Source organism: Roseburia intestinalis L1-82 (assembly GCF_900537995.1).
Classification (GTDB): Bacteria; Bacillota; Clostridia; order Lachnospirales; family Lachnospiraceae; genus Roseburia; species Roseburia intestinalis.
In genome coordinates this window covers 2470859-2492483 of the sequence record NZ_LR027880.1, presented here as the reverse complement: position 1 = coordinate 2492483, position 21625 = coordinate 2470859, and the positions used below count along the sequence as shown (strand labels likewise).

Here is a 21625-nt window from a genome sequence, read left to right as displayed (position 1 = left end):
TGGGGTTGTCCCAAAACTTCCCTGCTAATACTTAATGAATACTTAACGGAGCAGACATGCAAGCAGTCTGTCGTTGTCCTCCGGATTCATGATGCAAAGCCGGATGTACTTGTTGTCTAAAAATGGAAAGGTGGAGCAGTCGCGGATCATCATTTTCTCGCGAATTGCGCGGTCAAAGAGATCCTGTGAAGTGAGATCATCTTTTAAAATGCGTATCAGCATGAAATTGCCGCTCGGTTCATACACTTTAAAATCAGGACTTTTCTGGAATGTCCGGTAGATCCTTGCTCGCTCGGAAGAAATCAGATCTTTGGTGGCTTTGATATATGCAGTGTCACGGAACATCGTCTCTCCGGCAACGACAGCAAGGGAGTTGATCGTCCACGGATTTTTCCTGGTATTGATTGATTTGATCAGGTCACGGTTGCCTGTGATCGCATAGCCGAGACGAAGACCCGGTGCTGCAAAAAACTTTGAGGTGCCGCGCAGGATAACGATGTTGTTATAATAGTTTGTCAGCGGCACGGCTGAGATTTCAGCCATATTATCAGCAAATTCCACATAAGTTTCATCCACCATAACGTAAATGTCATGTTCCTTGCAGGCATCTAAGATATGGCGCATTTCCGTTCTGGTGATGCAGGATGAAGTAGGGTTGTTCGGGTTGCAGATGACGATCAGGTCAATACTTTCATTTAAATGGGAGATAAAATCGTCGACATCTAAGCGGAAGTTGTCCTTTTCACGGAGCGGATAGTAGAGTGTTGTGCCTCCGCCGAGTGAAATCTCTCTCTCATATTCGGAATAAGTAGGTCCGATGACCATCGCTTTTTTCGGGTGCTCGATCTGTATAAAAAGAGAGATCAGTTCCGTGGAACCATTTCCTACGATGACGTTTTCGTATTCGGTGCCGCAGTATTCTGCAATGCATTTGCGCAGGGAGGTATATTCCCTGTCAGGGTATGTCGTGATCACATCGATCTGCTCGGAGAGAGCGGTCCGAAGAAGCGGTGATACGCCAAGCGGATTGACATTTGCGGAAAAACTGACGATCTCTTCTTTTTTGATGCCGTAAATCTGTTCTATTTTTTCTAAATCACTTCCGTGAAAATGGTCTTTGTGTTTTATCATTGCGAACTCCTCCAAATTGGTTTATAATCTATTATAATGATTGTCATTGAAAAAGCAAGCAATTAAGAGAGAAAAAGCAGGTGTCGATTTGCGAAGACGGATACAACAACTGGCAAGGGGAAAATTCGAACACTTAAAGCCGTCTCTTTCAATTTCTGTGGATAAGATTGACATCACAGCAATGGAAGGTAATGATATTTCGGGGGATTTCGTGATCACAAGCACAAATCATGTGCCGATGCGTGGAATCGTATATTCTTCCAATCCGAGGATGGAATGTCTGACACCGCAGTTTGAAGGGGAAGAAATAAGGATTCGTTACCAATTTCATAGTTATGGTCTGATCGAAGGTGATATTCAAAAAGGAGAGTTCTGTATCGTAGTAGAACAGGGTGAATATAACCTTTCTTTTGTTGTGTCTGTTTCAAAACTGTATGCAGAATCCTCGGTTGGCAAAGTGAAAAATTTATCCGATTTTGCCAGATTATCAGAAAACGACTTTGACGAGGCATTTCATCTGTTTTATTCGGGCAAGTTTAAAAACATATTTCATCCGGATGAAAAAAGGGAGATGCTTTTATATGAGGGTTTGTCGAAAGGAACACCATCCGGACAGAAAGTGGAGGAGTTTTTGATCGGAATCCACAAAAAGAAGCGGACTGTGGTTTCATTGGAAGAAAGCAGTGCCATATTTTACCAGGTGCATGAAAACAGACTTGAAACTTTTCAGGTGAACAGAAACCAGCATGGATATCTTGAAATCAGAGTCCATTCGGATGCAGAATTTCTGGTTTTAAAGAAACCACGGGTCACCGATGAGATGTTTGTGGGAAGTATCTGTGATGTGGAATATTATATTGTGGCAGAAAAAATGCATGCGGGAAGGAATTTTGGAAAGATCCGTCTGGAGATACCGGGACAGAAACCATTGATCTATACGGTGTGTGCCACGACTAAGCAGGAAAATAAAACGAAGGATGAACCTGTTTTTTTTGATATCCAGAAATCACGCATAAAATTAATGCAGCTTTATCTGGAATACCGCCTGAAACGGATTGTGACCGGAGTATGGGCAAACCAGTCGGGGGTTATTTTGGATCATCTTTCCGTTTTGTGTGAGAATGAAAAGATTTATGGACTGATGAAGGCACAGACGCTGATCATCAACCGCCAGAGACAGGAGGCATCCTGGATATTAGATGATTTTAAACGGACGTGTGAGGATCATGAAAGTCCGGAATGGGGGTATTATCTTTATCTGTGCACATTGATGGAGCGGGAGCCGTCCTATGTGGATCGTCTGACGACGGAAGTGGAACAGATTTTTAAACTGCATCCGGATAATTCGATGTTGTTCTGGGTGCTGTTATTTTTAAAAGAAGAGTATTATCAGAAGCCGGCAGAAAGGTTAGAAGCAATTCGTGACTGGATGCGTTATGATAACAGCCCGTATTTTTATCTGGAGGCATATTATCTGATCTGGCAGGATCCATATTTACTGGCGAGACTTGGATCATTTGAGGTTCGCATATTATACTGGACTGCAAGATGGGGCATTATGACACGGGATATAGCAATACAGGTGGCCGGGCTTATTTCAGAAAAAAAAGAATATCATCCGTTTTTATACCATATTTTAGAGGCGTGTTATGAGGTGAAACCGGATGATGAAATGCTGACGGCGGTGTTAGGATATCTGATCCGCAGCCAGTGCTTTGGTGCAAAGTATCATCACTGGTATGAACTTGGAATTGAACGTGAGATCCGCATCACGAGCCTGTATGAAGCGTATCTTTTATCACTGGATGGAAGAAAATTAGAACGTGTACCAAAGATGCTTCAGCTGTATTTTCAGTATGACAGTGGATTGTCCTGGCAGCAGAAAGCGGTTTTATTTGTCAATATTATTGCGGCAAAAAAGGTGCAGCCTGAGGTATATCAGAAATATCTGCCGATCATGGAACGGTTTGCGATGGAGCAGATGGAGGCTGGTCATATCGATGATAATCTGGCCGTGATATATGATGAAATGTTTGAACAGGGGATTATAAATAGTGATATTGCGCATTGGGCAGCTGAAATTCTTTTTACGCACAAGATGATCTGTACGGATCCACAGGCAGCAAAGATAGAAGTTTATGAATATGCATGCAGCCCAGCATGCAATCATGTGAATAACAGGGAATCCGTGATTCGGAACGGGGCTGCATACTTTACTGTATATACAAAGGATTACTGCCTGATCATGGAGGACATTTATGGTAATCGTTTCTGTGAGGAAATCGGTTGTTGTGAAGAGCCGCTGATGGATATTAACCATTGTGTGAAAAAGTGTACAGAACTTGCACAGGGAGAATTATCCTATATTCTATATTCCATGCAGCAAAAAGTTGCGGATGGAGTGGATGATTCAGATTTTCCGGGTGTGTGGACTGTTTTAAAAGCACCGCAGGTGAGTGACCGCTATAAAAGGGAAATTGCAGAACAGATCATATCATTTTACCGGAAAAGAAAGTATGAGGCGGGCTGTCTGACCGGTCTGGATCATAAATTGTTATCTGCAGCTGCGCGCCGTATGCTGATGCAGTACCTGACGGAAGAACATTTGTATGAAACTGCGTATCGCATGGCAGAAGAGTGTGGGTATGAGCACATGGATACGGCTGCATGCGTTTCTCTGTGCAGTTATGCGATTCATACAGCAGGGTTTGAGGAAGATGATTTCCTTCTTGGGTTTGCAGAGCATGTATTTTACAGAGGCACTTATAATGATGTGATCCTTATCTATCTTTGTAAATATTATAATGGTGCAACAAAGACGATGGCGGAGATCTGGAAAGCTGCGGGAGCATTTGATATTGACACGTTTGATCTTGAGGAACGTATTTTAAGCCAGATGCTGTATTCGACTGATTATATTGCGGATATTGAAGAGATCTACGAGAGTTATGTAAAAGGCGGGGGAAGGGAACTGATCTGTATGGCATATTTATCGTATTTTGCAGATGCATGGCTGGTGAGGAATATGGTGGTACCGGAGTATGTATTTGAACAGATCTTTGCCCGTTATCAGGAAGGAAATCCTCTCAACGATGCGTGTAAACTGGGGCTGCTGAAATATTTCTCAGAGAAAGAGCATTTATCAGATGCGATGTATCAGGTGGCAGATGAATTGTTGGAAGAGTACACGTCTAAGAACCGCTGCTTTGCATTTTTCCTGGAGTTTGAGAAAGAATTACGTTTAAAGTATCATTTGTATGACAAAGCGTTTGTGGAATATCATACAGATCCGGGACAAAAAATTATGATTCATTTTAGCCTGGATGGAGAACATTACGAGCAGTCACTGTTAAATGAGGTCTATGATGGTGTTTTTGTCAAGGAATTTGTCTTATTTTTTGGCGAGTCTGTACTTTATTATATGACAGAGCAGGAAAAGGCGGAGGAGAAGATAACGGAAAGTGCCTGCTTAAATTGCCGAAATGTACCGGACGAAGAATCTCATGGAAGGTATGAAATGTTGAATGACATGCTGATGCATCACGCGATGGGAGAACGTGAGATGCAAAAGAGAGAAATGAAACAATACTATGGAATGCAGATGGTAACGAATGAGGTATTCCGTATTTTATAAGTAAGAGGGAGAAAAGTGGAAAAAACGTCGTATTATCTTGGCATTGATCTTGATAATGACAATGCCGTGATCAGTTATTTCCAATTGAATATGAAAGAACCGGAGACTGTCAGCACAGTGGCAGGCAGTGAAGTATACCAGATTCCTCTGATACTTGCCAAAAAACATGGGATCGGTCAGTGGTTTATCGGTGAGGAGGCAAAACGTCTGGCACTTTTGCAGGGAGAGGAAGCAGTATCCGGTCTGCTGCAGGCAGCTCTTGCGGGAAAAGAGTTTTTCATAGAGGGGGAAACTTATAAGGCACAGGAACTGTTAGCACTCTACATAAAAAAGCTGGTATATCTTGCGGGAAAACTGGGGAATCCTGTGATACCTGACTTTTTGGTTATCACGCTTGAACAGCTGTCGCGGGAGGTGACGGAGCTCTTTCTTCAGGTAGCAGAAAGAATTGGAATACCGGAGGGAAAGCTGACACTCATTGACAGGAGAGAGAGTTTTTATTATTTCGCATTCAGCCAGCAAAAAGAATTATGGCTGCATGATGTGTGTCTGTTTGACAACCGGGGAGATGAGGTCTGGTGCAGGAGATTGGAACGGGATCAAAGAACCATGCCGCAGCTTGTCACGATCAGTGAGGAACAGCGGAATATAGACCGGGCAAATAAAGATGCCAGCTTTTTAAAAATCGTATCAGAAGTGACAGGAGGGCATATTGTTTCGGCAGTTTACCTGACCGGAGACGGTTTTGATGGTGAATGGATGAAGGAGTCCCTTTCTTTTTTGTGCAAAGGTCGCAGGGTTTTTATGGGGAAAAATCTTTATTCCAAGGGTGCCTGTTATGCAGCGGCAAGAAAGTGTATGACGGAAGAAAACAGCTGGCAGTTTGTCTATATGGGCGATAATGAGATGAAAGTGAATGTAAGCCTGAAAGTGCAGAGCCAGGGAAAAACAGAGTTTTTTACGCTGATCAGTGCAGGAGATAACTGGTACGAGACTGTTGGAGAATGCGAAGTATTGCTGGATGGATCAAACGAGATCGATTTCTGGCTGCAGCTGCCAAACAGCAAGGAAGCGAAGATTGAGAAACTCACGCTTGCAGATCTTCCCGAACGTCCGCCACGCACAACGCGTCTTCGCATCAAAGCACAGCCGGTTTCCGACATGGAAGTAAAGATCAGGATCAAAGACCTTGGCTTTGGGGAGATATTTAAGAGTTCTGACAAAACATGGGAATATATGATGTCACTGGAAAATGTACAGTAGACAAAGGAGAGGCAGGAGAAACGAATGGGCGAATTGATCTTATGCAGCCAGCAGTTAGCGGCGATGCCCTATTATATTGAAAATGTATCGTTAAATGTTTATTCGCTGGATGAACTGTGCTATTATATTAAAAATAATACCTGTCTATTGGATGCAGACTTTATGGATGACGAGTTGTGTGACTGGGTGGAAAATGAACAGCATTTGCCGGATATTGCACAGAATCTAAGGAATATCAAGGCTGGCGGAGGTGTTTTGTCTGAATTTACCGGCTGTCTGATGTCAGCGTGTGGTTATTGTACGAAAGAGGAACAAAAGCAGATCCGGAATACACTTCAGGAAATGGAACATAAGTCGGCATTTGAATGTGGGAAAATCAAAGCTGACCGTTTTCTGGAGAACCGGAAATACATCAGCAGTATTGCAGAATACAGAAAACTTCTGCAATCGTGTGAAACTGAAATGCCACAGATGGTTGGCGCAGTGTGGCACAATCTTGGTACCGCATATGCGAGGCTGTTTTTGTTTGAACAGGCAGCTGACTGCTATGCTAGGGCATATGAAAAAAGCAGTGATAAAGAGTCCTTGAAAGAGTGCCTGATGGCATGCCGCTGTAATCATGATGAGCGGGCATTTGAACGCAGGAGGGAATATTTTAAAATAGCATCGGAGGAAGCAAAAAAGATTGCAGATGAATTGAGCAGCTGCAGTAGAAGTGATGCGATATGTCAGTTTGAGACAATGCTTGATGAGTGGGATCCGGGGGATGAAAATGTGTGGGAGACGCAGCTTGAGGAATGGAAAAAACAGTATAGGAAGGATTGTATGGTATAAATGAAATTTTTTGACAGATGGAAAAAACGCAGTTTTGAAGAAAAAATGGATGATCTGAGCCAGACTGTGCTGACGGAAAATAACATAAAAGATCCGAAACAGGTGGAGCAGTATGTTGTGGAACGATTAGAGCAGATGATCGATATCACAAGGGAAATCGAGGAGGAAAAATCGGAGTACCGAACAGTCACGTCTTATCTGAATGATGTCCAGAAATTAGAAGATCTTCCGGAACCTGAAAAGAAAAAAATTGCGGATGTGGCACAGAATGTCGTTCAGTTAAACAGTGCGAGAAATATTTTCCTTAATTCAGAAAAAAAACTGACAGATGCACAGTTTACGCAGCTTCAGCAGGAAGAAAAAACCATGCCGGATGCAATCAAACGCCTTAGCTCGAATGAAATCTATCAGGATACTATAAAAAAGGATATGAAATATCTTGAACGGGAAAAATCCAGATGGCTTTTACACCGTGAATATCTGATGCACCAGCAGAAAAGTTTAAAGAATTTATTATACATCATTCTTGCAATTGTGGCAGCAGTGGCAGTGACACTTATCACGTTACAGCTTGGATTTAAGGTTGATACATATTATGCATGGATGGTACTTATTTTTGTCACTGCAGTGGCGGTGTGTGCCGATTATTTAAAGATGCTGCACAATGACTCTGAGATCAAGTTAGCGGAACGAAGTGCAAATAAGGCAATTCTTTTACTTAATAAGGTAAAGTTTAAATATGTCAATATCACGAATGCCATTGATTATGCCTGTGAGAAGTATCATGTAAGAAGAGCTTCAGAATTAAATCAGCTGTGGCAGTATTATATGGATGCAGTGCGTGAACGTGAAAAATATCAACGCACAAATGAGGATCTTGAATACTTTAATGGCAGACTGGTGCGGGCATTGAACCAGTATCAGTTATATGATGCACAGGTCTGGATCACGCAGGCAGCAGCCCTGATTGATCCCAGGGAAATGGTTGAGGTGAAGCACGGCCTAATCCTGCGCAGACAGAAATTAAGGGATCGGATGGAATATAATGTCGAAGAAATGAAAAATCAGAGGGAGGAAGCGTTAAAACTTTCTTCAAAGGCTGGAAGCATGAAACCACAAATCGATGAGATCATCAATGCAATTGACCGGTTGATGGAAACGATGTAAGTTTCTGTCCGGTGTGTCAGGTCTGCCTGTGTAATGTTTGATTTGAATAAGTTGTGGTATGATGAGAAATATATGGATACTGCGTACAAATGCCGGAGGGGCATATTGTACGCAGTATTTTATTCATGCTAATAGAATGCAAAATGTTGTTTGTGACAACAAGCCGGCTTGCAGAACATGCAGTCTATTTGCCACATCCCAGATCAAATTCCGGGTTGCACATATAAAAGTTTTTGCTGTCAAGTTCTTCCTGAACCAGGCGGAGGCCTTCACCGAAACGCTGGAAATGCACGATTTCGCGCTGGCGCAGAAAACGGATCGGTTCACAGACTTCCGGATCTTTGACAAGACGTAAAATATTATCGTAGGTGGTGCGGGCTTTCTGCTCTGGGGCGACTTCGTAAGAACAACATTACACAATATAATATGAAGATAAAACAAGCTATCCTACATAGTTCCAGTGTTTTCGATATTTAGGCGTTCAGAAATGAGCGTCTTTTTTCATACCCAAAATCGAAAGGAGAAAGAGAAAATATGAATAAGCTAGTAAAGCGATTGCTAACAGGAACGCTTGCTTTTGCAACCATTCTCACGGCATTACCAGTGACGGCGGTTCATGCTTCCGGCAATCAATACTGGACAGAATCAGCAGAACGTGTCGGCTACATTGAACACGTTATGAATGATGGTTCTATCAAATCTACATTCAATGAGGGACACATGAAAGTTGAGGGCGAAACTGCCTACTGCGTGGATATCAATACCAGTTTTAAGAATGGATATAAAACACGTTCTGACGCAAGCTCCCGTATGAGTAGCGATCAGATTGCGGACGTTGCTCTTTCCTTAGAGTACGTCAAGCAATATACCGCTTCTCATACGAACTTGAATTACAAACAGGGATACTTGCTGGAACAGTGTGTTGTCTGGCAGAGGTTGAGTGAACAGCTCGGCTGGCAGTGCGATAACGTCAGAGCTTCCTATAATGAAATCTCACAGGCAGTACAGAATGAAGTTTACGCTGGTGCGAAAGCATTTGTGAAAGCAAATAAGGGACGCTATGAATGTGGCGGTTACATTTATACTGGCGAAGGACAGGACATCGGACAGTTCTGGGCAAAGTTAAATGTAGGAAATGCAAAGGTCAAAAAGACTTCTTCCAATCCCACGGTCACAGATGACAACGCCAACTATTCCTTTGAGGGTGCGACATTTGGTGTCTATTCTGATAAGGGCTGTAACAGCCAGCTTGCCACACTTACTGCCGATGGAAACGGCGATACCAAAGAAGTTGAGGTAAAAGCAGGAACAATTTACATCAAAGAGCTTTCTGCTCCAAAGGGTTATAAGCTGGATTCTATTGTCCATGCCTTAAATGTGGAAGTTGGAAAAACAGCTACATTGACTGTTACTGACACTCCAAAGGTCACAGAGACTTTGATTGATTTATTCAAAATTGACATGGAAACAGGAAAATCTACTCCACAGGGAACTGCTTCTTTAGAGGGTGCAGAGTTCACATGGAGCTATTATGACGGATACTACAATGCAGATAATCTACCTGCAAAAGCTACCCGTACATGGACAACCAAAACCGTTGCCGAAAAAGACAGTGACGGAACTATCCGTTATGTATCCAGACTTGCCGACAGCTACAAAGTATCCGGCGACAGCTTCTATACACAGGACGGTAAAAATGTACTGCCACTTGGTACACTCACTGTCACAGAAACAAAAGCACCAAACGGCTACTTATTAGATGGTGCATATATGCAGGCTGACGGAAATTCCGAACAAATTAAGGGAACATACCTTACACAGATTTCCGAAGATGGCGAACTTGCCGTACTTTCTGGAAGCAATCAGTATTCCGTATCCGACAAAGTTATCCGTGGCGGTGTAAAAATCCAGAAACGTGACCTTGAAACAAAGGATACCAAAGCACAGGGAAGTGCGACCTTACAGTACACAGAGTTCAATATCATTTCTTTAAATGACAGTCCTGTACTGGTTGAGGGAAAATTATACAACAAGAATGAAACCGTAAAGAAGATTCAGACAGGAATTGACGGAATCGCTTCTACTTCTGCTGACTTGCTCCCTTACGGAAATTACAGATTAGAAGAAAGCAAAGCACCAGAGGGCTACTTGACAGACGGTGCAAAAACAATCGACTTTTCTATCACGGAAGATGGAAAAATCGTGGACTTGACTGACAAATCTCACTCTGTCTACAACCAGATTAAGCGTGGCGATATTGAGGGTGTAAAAATCGGTGCAGGTACACACAAACGCCTTGCAGGTGTTCCATTCAGAATCACAAGCAAGACAACGGGAGAATCCCATATTGTAGTTACTGACAAAAACGGTCAGTTTTCCACTGCTTCAAGCTGGGCTTCCCACAAGGTCAATACCAATGCCGGAAAATCCAGTGAGGACGGTGTATGGTTTGGTACATCTGAACCAGACGACAGCAAAGGTGCATTACTTTATGATACCTATGTGATTGAGGAATTAAAGTGTGATTCCAACGCCGGATTTAAGCTGATTCCAGCTTTTGAGGTAGTCGTATCCAGAAATAAAGTGACCGTAGATTTAGGGACACTGACCGATGAATACGAAAAAGAAATCACAATCCATACCACAGCTACCGACAAGAGAACAGGCGAAAAAATGATTGTTGCCGGAAAAGACATCAAGATCGTGGACAAAGTCACACTTGATGGCTTGGAAGTTGGAACAAAATATAAACTTTCCGGCTGGCAGATGTTAAAGGAAGAAAACGCCGAACTTCTGATTGACGGGAAACGTGTAGACAGTGATTACACATTCACTGCTGACAGCGAAAAAATGACAGTTGAGATTACTTACAGTTTTGATGGTTCAGCTCTTGGCGGTCAGAACCTTGTTACATTTGAGGAATTGTACGATATGAGCAATCCGAAAGAGCCTGTCAAGGTTGCCGAACATAAAGACATCAACGATGATGGACAGACGGTTCTTATCACGGAACGTATCATCACAATCCATACTACTGCTACGGACAAGAACGGCAAGAAAGAAATCGAAGCCGGAAAAGATGTAACGATTGTGGATAAAGTCACATTAGATGGTCTGGAAGTTGGAAGAAAATACAAACTTTCCGGCTGGCAGATGTTAAAAGAGGAAAATGCAGAACTTCTGATTGATGGAAAGAAAGTATCCAATGATTATGAGTTCACAGCCGACAGTGAAAAAATGACGGTAGAAATTGCCTTTACCTTTGATGGTTTTTCTCTTGGTGGCAAGAGCCTTGTCACATTTGAGGAATTATACGATATGAGCAATCCAGACGAACCAAAGAAAGTGACAGAACATAAGGACATCACAGACGATGGACAGACTGTGACAATCAAGGAAGTGCCGGAAGTCCCAGATACACCAAAGGATACCGACACGCCGGATACACCATCTACGGTTACTAAGACAAGTGACAGTCCAAAAACAGGCGACAATGCCAATATCTATGCTTATCTTGCCATGCTCGGTCTTTCCTGTGTAGGGCTTGGCGGTATGCTTTACTTCAAACGCCGTAGAAAGAAATCATAAAGCGGTAATGTAGCGGTTGGTAAAGCGTTCAAGGTCGCCACCCTTTTTGCAACTTCACGCTCCCGTGAAGCTCTGATTTACGGGAGCGTGAAGTCAACTAGGGGCGTGGGGAGTGTAGCTCCCCACAAAGTACAGCAGGAAAGAAACTAAAACAGAAAGAAAAGAGGTCAATCATTTATGGAATTAAGATTTGTCGTACCAAACATGGAAAAGACATTCGGGAACTTGGAGTTTGCCGGAGAAAATACTACGGAACAGCAGAGAATCAACGGGCGTATGGCTGTCATTAACAGAAGCTACAACCTGTATTCCGATGTGCAGAGAGCTGATGATGTAGTTGTGACGCTTCCTGCCAAAGCCGGCGAAAAACATTTCTTGCCGGAGCAGAAAGTAAAACTTATCAATCCACGAATTACTACCGATGGTTATAAAATCGGGGAACGTGGATTTGTCAATTATATCCTGCTTGCAGACGATATGTTACCAGCAGAAAGTAAATAAGGGGGTATTCAGATTATGAGATTAGCAAATGGAATCGTCATTGATAAAGAAAAGACTTTTGGAGTGTTGAAGTTCTCCGCATTACGCCGTGAGGTTCATGTACAGAATGAAGATGGAACAGTCAGTGAAGAAATCAAGGAACGCACCTATGATTTAAAATGCAACACACAGGGACGCATGATACAGGTATCCGTTCCAGCGACTGTTCCGTTAAAGGACTATGACTACAACGCCGAAGTGGAACTTATCAATCCTGTTGCAGATACGGTAGCCAATGCGAATTACCGTGGTGCAGATGTGGACTGGTATGTAAAGGCAGACGATATTGTTTTGAAGAACAAAGGCACTCATGCCGGAAATCCACAGAACAATGCTCCACAGCAACCGCCGAAGAAATAAGAGGTGTTAGCGTATGACGTGGAAAAAGAAAGGTAACAGGATTCGTGCCAGTGACAAATCGCTGGTCTATCACTTCTGTATCGGTTGGCTGTTGCTCTTGTTCGTTGCGGTGTTCCTGCTACTGAATCTGCGACAGCTCCTTGTTATAGACTGGAAAGATTTTAACCTGCTCCATGCCGGAATTACTTGGACTGTCTACAATTCTATTACGGTTCTGATAGCGACTGGTGTTTGTGCATTGGTCGCTTTTCTCTACTATCGTTACGGATATGACCGTATCAAGCGGTTGTTACACAGACAAAAGTTGGCTCGTATGGTGCTGGAAAATAAATGGTATGAAGCAGAAAACACCAAAGACAGCGTTTTTTTCACTGACCTGCAAAGCAGATCAAGAGAAAAAATCGTGTGGTTTCCAAAGATTTATTACCAGATGGAAAAGGGACTGCTTCATATCTGCTGTGAAATCACAATGGGAAAATATCAAGAACAGCTCCTGTCCTTAGAGGATAAACTGGAATCGGGGCTGTACTGTGAGCTGACCGACAAGACACTGCATGACGGATACATCGAATACACCCTGCTCTATGATATGATAGCGAACCGTATTTCGATTGATGAAGTGATTGCCGAAAACGGCGGTCTGCGGTTAATGAAAAATCTGGTGTGGGAATACGATTCACTTCCCCATGCCCTTATCTGCGGTGGTACAGGTGGTGGAAAAACCTATTTTCTGCTGACCATCATTGAAGCCTTGCTTAGAACCAATGCGGATTTATACATTCTTGACCCGAAGAACGCTGACCTTGCAGACTTGGGAATGGTCATGGAAAATGTCTACCACACGAAAGACGATATGATTGACTGCGTCAATGCCTTTTATGAGGGCATGGTCACACGCTCGGAAGAAATGAAACTGCACCCGAACTATCGCACAGGGGAAAACTATGCCTATCTGGGGCTTGCTCCACAGTTCCTTATCTTTGATGAATATGTGGCGTTCTTGGAAATGCTCACGACAAAAGAAAGCACAGCCCTGTTAAGCCAGCTAAAGAAAATCGTCATGCTCGGCAGACAGGCTGGATACTTTCTGATTGTAGCTTGCCAGCGTCCAGACGCAAAGTATTTCGGGGACGGTATCAGAGATAATTTCAACTTCCGTGTGGGACTTGGTCGCATGAGTGAACTCGGTTACGGTATGCTCTTTGGAAGTGATGTAAAAAAACAGTTCTTCCAGAAGCGAATCAAAGGGCGTGGATATTGTGATGTGGGAACAAGTGTCATATCTGAATTTTACACTCCCCTTGTACCCAAAGGATATGATTTCTTAGGTACGATTGGGAAACTTGCACACATAAGGCAGGACGGACAGGTGGCGTGCGAAGCGAAAGCCACAGGTACGGACTAGCCTTGCTGGTGTGGCGGTAGCCACGCCAGCATATATCAAGCCCCTCGGTATCTAACAGAGGGGCACAAATCACAAGGAAACATACACAAAAGTTACCGATTCTTGGCTGAAATCAAGCATTTGGTAGCTTTTTTTACTGCTGTAACATCGGATATAAAATGTCACAGTTTTTCGTAAAGGGGGTATCGCACTGAATGATACAGAGTGGATACAGGATTTTGCAGACAGGCGTTTGCAGTACGGTGTATCCCAGACGAAACTTGCGGTCATGGCTGGAATCAGCCGTGAACATTTAAGCCGTATCGAATCCGGCAAGGTGGCGGTCACAGAAGAAATGAAAGTGAAACTTTTGGAAGCTCTGGAAAAATTCAATCCAGAAGCACCGCTTACCATGCTGTTTGATTATGTGAGGATACGGTTTCCAACACTGGATATTGGACACATCATTAAGGACATCTTACAGCTCAATATCCAGTACATGATACATGAGGACTTCGGGCATTACAGCTACACGGAACACTACTACATCGGAGATATTTTCGTATATACTTCTCCCGATGAAGAAAAAGGTGTCCTGCTGGAACTGAAAGGAAAAGGCTGTCGCCAGTTTGAAAGTTATCTGCTGGCACAGGAACGGAGCTGGTATGACTTCCTTATGGACGCTCTGGTGGACGGTGGTGTGATGAAACGCCTTGACCTTGCCATCAATGACCATACGGGAATGTTGGATATTCCAGAACTGACCGAAAAATGCCGGAATGAGGAATGTGTATCGGTGTTCCGTTCCTTTAAGTCCTATGCTTCCGGCGAACTGGTCAAGCATGAGGAACAGGACAAGGCTGGTATGGGCTATACGCTTTATATCGGTTCACTGAAAAGTGAGGTGTACTTCTGTGGATTGTCAACACTTTTTCAGACAAATTTTTTTAGGTTATTTTTCCGATATTGTACAGGCGTTTGATACCCTAAGGAAGAATGTATGCGGTGATGATTATACCAGTTTACATAATCCCATAGTTTTATCTTCAGTTCTTCCTGCGTATGGAATGTTTCATTCCATACAAATTCTGTTTTTATAATCTTGAACGTAGCTTCTGCCACTGCATTGTCATAAGGACATCCCTTATGGCTCAGGGAGCGTTCCATATGGAACGTTTCTAACAGTTCTTCAATTGTCTCGTTTTTAAATTCATTTCCACGGTCTGTGTGGAAAATATGGATTTCCGACAGATTTCCGTCTACTTTCATAAATGCCTGTTTTACAAGTTCTGCTGTTTTATGTTCTCCTGCACTGTATCCAATAATCTCCCTGTTAAAAAGATCAATCAGTACACAAATATAATTCCAGCGGTTTCCTACCCTTACGTAGGTCAAATCACTTACCACTACATTGCGGTATGGCTGGTTTTGAAATTGTCGGTTCAACACATTCTCTACTTTTGATTCATTACATCTGTCTTTTTGCGGTTTAAACTGTGCTGTAGTATAGCTTGATACCAGACCTTCCTGTTTCATAATCCGTCCAATCCTGCGTCTTGATACCTGTTTCCCGCAATCAGCCAGTTCTTTCTTGATCTTTCGTGTACCATAATGGTTCCGGCTTTTTCTAAAAATTTCCTGAATGTCTGCAGTGAGTTCTGATTCATCTTTTTTTGCTGCTGCTTCATAATAATAGGTGCTTCTGTTTACCTGTAGGACGCGACACATTGCTGATACAGAGTATTTGTGGGCATTTGCTTTAATCACATTTACTTTCGTCCTAAGATCAGCGCCGCTTGTTTTAAAATATCATTTTCCATTCTTAACTGCTGGTTTTCTTTCCGAAGCCGGATCAGTTCTTCCTGCTCCGGAGTCCGGTTATCTTTTTCATGGAAAGAACCGGAATTGGATGCCTGCTTTACCCACTTGTCAAACAGGGAAGTAGCAATGTCATATTCACGGCAGATATCACATCTGCGTTTGCCGGAACGATATAGTTCCACCAGTTGCTGTTTAAATTCATCTGTATATTTGCGAGGTTTTCGTCGTTGTTTTTGTTCGGTCATAAAGAGTGCTCCTTCGTGTATTTATTATAGATTATATGACCTTAAAAAATCTGTCCAGTTAATTGTAACCTATCCAACAATAACCTTGTCTGGAATAAGGACAATGAGGTGTTCGCCTACTATGAGCTGATACCGTACAATTATTCATTCTTATCCCCAGAACAGAAATACCTTGTGCATGACAGCTTCCGTCAGCTTATCGCACAGTCCCGTGAGGGAAAGATTCATGCGTTGCAGATTGCAACCGAAAGCTCAATCCGAAGCATACAGGAACAGTCCAAAAAGCTGGTCACTGGAAAGCTCCGTGAGGTAGCAATCCAAAAGATAGACGACCAGACCGAAGCCCTTGTATCCATGATAGGCGACAATCAAGTGGATTACCGTTTCTTTCTGGGATTCAAGCTCATGGTCACAGAGGACGAAGTCAATCTGAAGAACATCAAAAAATCGGTATTTCTGACATTCCGTGAGTTTTTGAATGAGGTAAGACACACGCTGATGAATGACTTTGTTTCCATGAACAATGATGAAATCAACCGTTATGTGAAGATGGAAAAACTGCTGGAAAACAAAATCTCCCGTAGGTTCAAAATCCGCCGACTGGAAGCCAAAGACTTTGCGTATCTGATGGAACACCTCTACGGCAGGGACGGGATAGCCTATGAAGATTATGTGTATCCTCTGCCAAAAAGAAAATTAAAAAGGGAAACACTGATTAAGTATTATGACCTTATCCGTCCTACCCGTTGCGTGGTGGAAGAAAGCCAGCGATATTTGCGTCTGGAACATGAGGACAGCGAAAGTTATGTGTCCTACTTTACGGTCAATGCCATTGTCGGGGAGCTGGACTTCCCATCATCGGAAATCTTTTATTTCCAGCAACAGCAGTTCACATTCCCTGTGGATACTTCCATGAATGTTGAGATTGTGGGAAATAAGAAAGCCTTAACCACTGTCCGTAACAAGAAAAAGGAATTAAAGGACTTGGATAATCACGCCTATCAAGCTGGAAATGAAACAAGTTCAAATGTAGTGGAAGCCTTAGACAGTGTCGATGAACTGGAAACAGATTTAGACCAGAGCAAGGAAAGTATGTATAAGTTAAGTTACGTCATACGGGTGTCTGCACCCGATCTTGACGAACTGAAACGCCGTTGTGATGAAGTCAAGGACTTTTACGATGATTTGAATGTGAAACTGGTTCGCCCTGCCGGAGATATGATGGGACTGCATGGAGAGTTTCTTCCTGCCAGCAAGCGTTATATCAATGATTATATCCAGTATGTGAAATCCGATTTTTTAGCCGGACTTGGCTTCGGTGCTACCCAGATGTTGGGCGAAAATACAGGAATCTATATCGGATATTCCGTGGATACAGGAAGAAATGTCTACCTGCAACCGTCCCTTGCCAGTCAAGGGGTAAAAGGTACGGTCACAAATGCGTTGGCTTCTGCTTTTGTGGGTTCGCTTGGCGGTGGAAAGTCATTCTGTAATAACCTGCTGGTATATTATTCCGTCCTGTTCGGTGGACAGGCAGTTATCCTAGACCCGAAAAGTGAGCGTGGAAACTGGAAAGCAACACTGCCGGAGATTGCAGAGGAAATCAACATTGTAAACATTACCAGTGATTCCAGCAATCAAGGGCTGTTAGACCCGTATGTGATTATGAAAGATGTCAAGGACGCTGAAAGTCTTGCCATCGACATTCTGACATTCCTTACAGGAATTTCTTCAAGGGACGGTGAAAAGTTCCCTGTCCTTAGAAAAGCTGTCCGCACGGTATCCCAGAATCAGAACCACGGGCTGTTGCAGGTCATTGAGGAACTGCGAAAAGAGGATACCGCCGTATCCCGTAACATTGCAGACCATATCGAAAGTTTTACTGACTATGATTTTGCACAGCTCCTGTTCTCGGACGGTTCGGTGGAAAATGCAATCAGTCTGGATAACCAGCTCAACATCATACAGGTTGCAGATTTGGTTCTGCCGGATAAGGATACTACCTTTGAGGAATACACGACCATTGAACTGTTGTCGGTATCCATCTTAATTGTTATCAGTACCTTTGCCCTTGACTTTATTCACAGTGACCGAAGCATTTTTAAAATCGTGGATTTGGACGAAGCATGGGCGTTCTTAAATGTGGCACAAGGAGAAACACTCTCAAATAAACTGGTGCGTGCTGGTAGAGCCATGAACGCCGGAATCTATTTCGTGACACAATCCTCTGGGGACGTATCGAAAGAAAGTCTGAAAAATAACATCGGTTTAAAGTTTGCGTTCCGCTCCACAGATACCAATGAAATCAAGCAGACCTTAGAGTTTTTCGGGCTGGACAGTGAGGACGAAAACAACCAGAAACGGTTGAGGGATTTGGAGAACGGACAATGCTTAATGCAGGATTTATACGGGCGTGTCGGTGTGGTACAGATACACCCTGTCTTTGTAGAACTGCTCCATGCCTTTGATACCAGACCGCCGATAAAAAGTGAGGTGGATTTGGAATGATAAAATCTATCACAAGAGAAAAGGTATTCCATGTACTGAAACTGGTACTGCTTGCCGTGACCGTTACGCTGGTACTGCTGTCCCTGCTTGGGACGGTAGCTCATGCGTCTGGACTGGTCGATGATACGGTCAATGCAGACAACCTGTATTCAAAGTATCCGCTTTCCAACTATCAGCTTGATTTCTATGTGGACAATAGCTGGTCTTGGCTACCGTGGAACTGGCTGGACGGCATTGGAAAATCAGTGCAGTACGGGCTTTACTGTATCACAAATTTTGTCTGGACAATCAGCCTGTATCTTAGCAATGCCACAGGATATGTGGTGCAACAGGCGTATAAGCTGGACTTCATCAATGACATGGCAGACAGTATCGGGAAAAGTATCCAGACACTTGCCGGAGTGACCGAAAACGGATTTTCCAGCAGTGGATTCTATGTGGGATTCCTGCTCATTATCATTCTGATTGTAGGTGTTTATACCGCCTATACAGGGCTTCTCAAAAGGGAAACCAGCAAGGCACTTCACGCTGTTATCAACTTTGTGGTGGTGTTCATTGTGTCTGCGTCCTTTATTGCTTATGCTCCCAATTATATCCAGAAAATCAATGATTTCAGTTCGGACATCAGCACCGCTTCTCTGGACTTGGGGACAAAAATCATGCTCCCCGATTCACAAAGCAAAGGCAAGGACAGCGTAGACCTTATCCGTGACAGCCTTTTTGCGATACAGGTAGAAAAACCGTGGCTGTTGTTGCAGTTCGGGAACAGCGATACCGAAGAAATCGGGACTGACCGTGTGGAAGCTCTGGTATCTGCCAGTCCGTCAGACGAAGATGGGGAAACAAGGGAAAAGGTTGTCAAAACAGAGATTGAGGATAACGACAATGACAATCTTACCATTCCACAGGTCGTAAACCGTCTTGGCATGGTGTTCTTCCTGCTCATTTTCAATCTCGGTATCACAATCTTTATCTTCCTGCTTACTGGCATGATGTTGTTTTCCCAGATACTCTTTATCATATATGCCATATTTTTACCTGTCAGTTTTTTACTGTCCATGATACCGACCTATGAGAACATGGCGAAACAGGCAGTTGTCCGTGTGTTCAATGCCATTATGACAAGAGCCGGAATCACACTGATTGTGACCGTGGCATTTTCAATTTCCAGTATGTTTTACAACATTTCCACAGACTATCCGTTCTTCATGGTGGCATTTTTGCAGATAATCTGTTTTGCCGGAATCTACATGAAGCTCGGAGAACTAATGAGTATGTTCAGCCTGAATGCTAATGACAGTCAGCAGATAGGTCGCCGGATTTTCCGTAGACCGATGGTGTTCATGCGACACAGGGCAAGACGTATGGAACGCCGAATTGCAAGGGCTGTCGGTGCTGGAAGTGTTGCAGGTGCGGTGGCTGGTGCAAGTGTTGCCAGAGCCGGAAAGCCAGCAACGAACCAACCGCCAAAGAAACGGGAAAATACTTCTGCCAGCATGGGAAGCCGTGTCGGTTCTGCTGTCGGTGCTGTGATGGATACGAAAAATAAAGTCCGTGACAGTGCTTCTTCTCTGAAAGAAAATGTGAAAGACTTGCCGACACAGGCTGGTTATGCTGTCCACTCTGCCAAACAAAAAGCAAAGGATAACGTATCTGACTTTAAGCGTGGCGTTGTGGAAGAACGGGAAAACCGACAGGAACAGCGTACACAGAAACGTAACCTGCACAGGGAAAATATCTCACAGAAAAAGCAGGAATTACAGAAAGCACAGGAAGCAAGGCAGACAGTTCATGCGAATGGATCAGCGACAGCCGGAGCTACCAGAAGCCATAAACGCCCTGTTGCCACACCTGTTCCAAAAACAGCACAGACCGATACGGTCATAAAGCCGGATATGAAGCGTCCTGCTACTTCCCCTGTGATAAAAAATGCAGAAATCAAGGCTGGAAAAGAAACTGTCCGAACCAACATCAGACAGGAACAGCAGGTCAAATCGGTTGCCAAAACGAACCAGCCAAACGTAGCGGAAACTATCAGTAATCATAAGAAATCTACGGTACAGAAAACACAGGTCAATGGGAAATCTGCCCGTAAAACTGTTACGAAACATTCAGAGAAAGGACGGAAAAAATGAGATTAAAGCGTATCCTTATCATAGGTACGATATTTCCTGTCCTTTTCTCCATCGTTCTCTTTTTCGGGATATTGATTTCCGGCGAAGATGACGACAATTCAAACAGCTATTCGCCTGTTTATTCTGGCATGAACCTGTCAGCCGATGTCCTCAAACATCAGCCGATGGTAGAAAAATACGCCAGAGAAAACGGTATTTCGGAGTATGTAAACGTCCTGCTTGCCATCATACAGGTGGAAAGTGGCGGTACGGCTACCGATGTCATGCAGTCCAGTGAAAGTCTGGGGTTACCGCCGAACTCATTAAGTACAGAGGAATCTATCAAGCAGGGGTGTAAATATTTTGCGTCCCTGCTTTCTTCCTGTAAAGGGAAAGGTATGACAGACATTAACGTGGTCATTCAGTCTTATAACTATGGCGGTGGCTATGCTGACTATGTGGCGAAGAATGGGAAAAAGCACAGTTTCAATCTTGCAGAGAATTTCGCAAGAAACAAATCTGGCGGTACAAAAGTGACCTATACCAATCCGATAGCTGTCAGTAAAAATGGTGGCTGGCGTTATAACTACGGAAATATGTTTTATGTGGAGCTGGTCAACCAATATCTGACCGTGAAGCAGTTCAGCAACGAAACGGTACAGGCGGTTATGAATGAAGCATTGAAATATCAAGGCTGGAAATATGTCTATGGTGGCAGTAATCCGAACACCTCTTTTGACTGTTCTGGTCTTACCCAGTGGTGCTACGGAAAAGCCGGAATCAGCCTGCCACGAACTGCACAGGCACAGTATGACGCAACCCAGCATATCCCATTGTCACAGGCACAGGCTGGCGATTTGGTCTTTTTCCATTCCACTTATAATACCAGTGACTATGTTACCCATGTAGGAATCTATGTGGGAAACAATCAGATGTATCATGCCGGAAATCCAATCGGCTATACCGATTTGACCTCTGCCTACTGGCAACAGCACATCATTTGTGCCGGAAGAATCAAACAATAGAAAGGACTTGA

The 21625-nt window shown here is 43.5% G+C and carries 13 protein-coding genes and 2 pseudogenes; 12 read left to right on the top strand and 3 right to left on the bottom strand.

From position 1 onward, the window contains the following. Positions 1 to 42: 42 nt before the first annotated feature. The gene (locus RIL182_RS11770; protein ID WP_006857824.1) at positions 43 to 1131 is read right to left on the bottom strand and encodes a pyridoxal phosphate-dependent aminotransferase; all 1089 of its coding nucleotides are present in this window, start codon (positions 1129 to 1131) and stop codon (positions 43 to 45) included. A gap of 46 nt (positions 1132 to 1177) precedes the next feature. Here RIL182_RS11770 and RIL182_RS11765 point away from each other — a divergent pair, with 46 nt between their 5' ends. Genes RIL182_RS11765 through RIL182_RS11750 form a run of 4 tightly spaced genes read left to right on the top strand, consistent with a single transcriptional unit; the run spans position 1178 to position 8029 of the window. Continuing rightward, complete coding sequence (locus tag RIL182_RS11765) at positions 1178 to 4765, top strand: DUF5717 family protein (protein WP_243128681.1); 3588 nt, start codon at positions 1178 to 1180, stop codon at positions 4763 to 4765. A gap of 15 nt (positions 4766 to 4780) precedes the next feature. After that, positions 4781 to 6028, top strand: a complete 1248-nt coding sequence (locus RIL182_RS11760) for a DUF5716 family protein (RefSeq protein ID WP_022112332.1) — start codon at positions 4781 to 4783, stop codon at positions 6026 to 6028. A gap of 24 nt (positions 6029 to 6052) precedes the next feature. Beyond that, a complete protein-coding gene (locus RIL182_RS11755) occupies positions 6053 to 6862 on the top strand; it encodes a hypothetical protein (RefSeq protein ID WP_006857827.1) in 810 nt (269 codons plus the stop codon). Continuing rightward, on the top strand, positions 6863 to 8029 hold the full coding sequence (locus RIL182_RS11750; RefSeq protein ID WP_006857828.1) for a hypothetical protein: 1167 nt from the start codon (positions 6863 to 6865) through the stop codon (positions 8027 to 8029). Positions 8030 to 8213: 184 nt separating this feature from the next. On the opposite strand, the pseudogene RIL182_RS22170 reads toward RIL182_RS11750, so the two are convergent. Further along, positions 8214 to 8429, bottom strand: a pseudogene (locus tag RIL182_RS22170) (manganese catalase family protein); the annotation flags it as partial. A gap of 134 nt (positions 8430 to 8563) precedes the next feature. Between RIL182_RS22170 and RIL182_RS11740 the strand changes: the two are divergent. The 5 genes and pseudogenes from RIL182_RS11740 to RIL182_RS11720 form a co-directional block, all read left to right on the top strand. After that, positions 8564 to 11617, top strand: a complete 3054-nt coding sequence (locus tag RIL182_RS11740) for a VaFE repeat-containing surface-anchored protein (RefSeq protein WP_006857830.1) — start codon at positions 8564 to 8566, stop codon at positions 11615 to 11617. Between the two features lie 177 nt (positions 11618 to 11794). Further along, on the top strand, positions 11795 to 12118 hold the full coding sequence (locus RIL182_RS11735) for a YdcP family protein (protein ID WP_006857831.1): 324 nt from the start codon (positions 11795 to 11797) through the stop codon (positions 12116 to 12118). 15 nt (positions 12119 to 12133) lie between these two features. Then, on the top strand, positions 12134 to 12517 hold the full coding sequence (locus RIL182_RS11730; protein WP_005423181.1) for a YdcP family protein: 384 nt from the start codon (positions 12134 to 12136) through the stop codon (positions 12515 to 12517). Positions 12518 to 12530: 13 nt separating this feature from the next. Next, on the top strand, positions 12531 to 13922 hold the full coding sequence (locus tag RIL182_RS11725) for an FtsK/SpoIIIE domain-containing protein (RefSeq protein WP_006857893.1): 1392 nt from the start codon (positions 12531 to 12533) through the stop codon (positions 13920 to 13922). A 184-nt stretch (positions 13923 to 14106) separates the two neighbouring features. After that, a pseudogene (locus tag RIL182_RS11720) lies at positions 14107 to 14817 on the top strand (replication initiation factor domain-containing protein); the annotation flags it as partial. A 17-nt stretch (positions 14818 to 14834) separates the two neighbouring features. Here the strand turns inward: RIL182_RS11720 and RIL182_RS11715 are convergent. Then, a protein-coding gene (locus RIL182_RS11715) for an IS3 family transposase (protein ID WP_118772524.1) occupies positions 14835 to 15967 on the bottom strand; the annotation gives its coding sequence in 2 pieces (ribosomal slippage) (positions 14835 to 15700 and positions 15700 to 15967; 1134 coding nt in all). Between the two features lie 48 nt (positions 15968 to 16015). On the opposite strand from RIL182_RS11715, the gene tcpF reads away from it, so the two are divergent. Genes tcpF through RIL182_RS11700 form a run of 3 tightly spaced genes read left to right on the top strand, consistent with a single transcriptional unit; the run spans position 16016 to position 21614 of the window. Continuing rightward, the gene (gene tcpF, locus RIL182_RS11710; RefSeq protein ID WP_044999719.1) at positions 16016 to 18475 is read left to right on the top strand and encodes a conjugal transfer ATPase TcpF; all 2460 of its coding nucleotides are present in this window, start codon (positions 16016 to 16018) and stop codon (positions 18473 to 18475) included. Then, on the top strand, positions 18472 to 20610 hold the full coding sequence (locus RIL182_RS11705; RefSeq protein WP_006859645.1) for a CD3337/EF1877 family mobilome membrane protein: 2139 nt from the start codon (positions 18472 to 18474) through the stop codon (positions 20608 to 20610). Before tcpF ends, RIL182_RS11705 begins: the two co-directional genes overlap by 4 nt. Further along, positions 20607 to 21614 carry a bifunctional lytic transglycosylase/C40 family peptidase gene (locus tag RIL182_RS11700; RefSeq protein WP_055158653.1) on the top strand — a complete coding sequence of 336 codons (1008 nt, stop codon included), beginning with the start codon at positions 20607 to 20609 and terminating at the stop codon, positions 21612 to 21614. The genes RIL182_RS11705 and RIL182_RS11700 overlap by 4 nt, the downstream gene beginning before the upstream one ends. Positions 21615 to 21625 lie beyond the last annotated feature (11 nt).

Coding starts and splice junctions, on each gene's coding strand:
- RIL182_RS11730 (WP_005423181.1), top strand. CDS start 12,134: ATGAGATTAGCAAATGGAATCGTCATTGATAAAGAAAAGACTTTTGGA.
- RIL182_RS11740 (WP_006857830.1), top strand. CDS start 8,564: ATGAATAAGCTAGTAAAGCGATTGCTAACAGGAACGCTTGCTTTTGCA.
- RIL182_RS11725 (WP_006857893.1), top strand. CDS start 12,531: ATGACGTGGAAAAAGAAAGGTAACAGGATTCGTGCCAGTGACAAATCG.
- RIL182_RS11705 (WP_006859645.1), top strand. CDS start 18,472: ATGATAAAATCTATCACAAGAGAAAAGGTATTCCATGTACTGAAACTG.
- RIL182_RS11750 (WP_006857828.1), top strand. CDS start 6,863: ATGAAATTTTTTGACAGATGGAAAAAACGCAGTTTTGAAGAAAAAATG.
- RIL182_RS11735 (WP_006857831.1), top strand. CDS start 11,795: ATGGAATTAAGATTTGTCGTACCAAACATGGAAAAGACATTCGGGAAC.
- RIL182_RS11755 (WP_006857827.1), top strand. CDS start 6,053: ATGGGCGAATTGATCTTATGCAGCCAGCAGTTAGCGGCGATGCCCTAT.
- RIL182_RS11700 (WP_055158653.1), top strand. CDS start 20,607: ATGAGATTAAAGCGTATCCTTATCATAGGTACGATATTTCCTGTCCTT.
- RIL182_RS11770 (WP_006857824.1), bottom strand. CDS start 1,131: ATGATAAAACACAAAGACCATTTTCACGGAAGTGATTTAGAAAAAATA.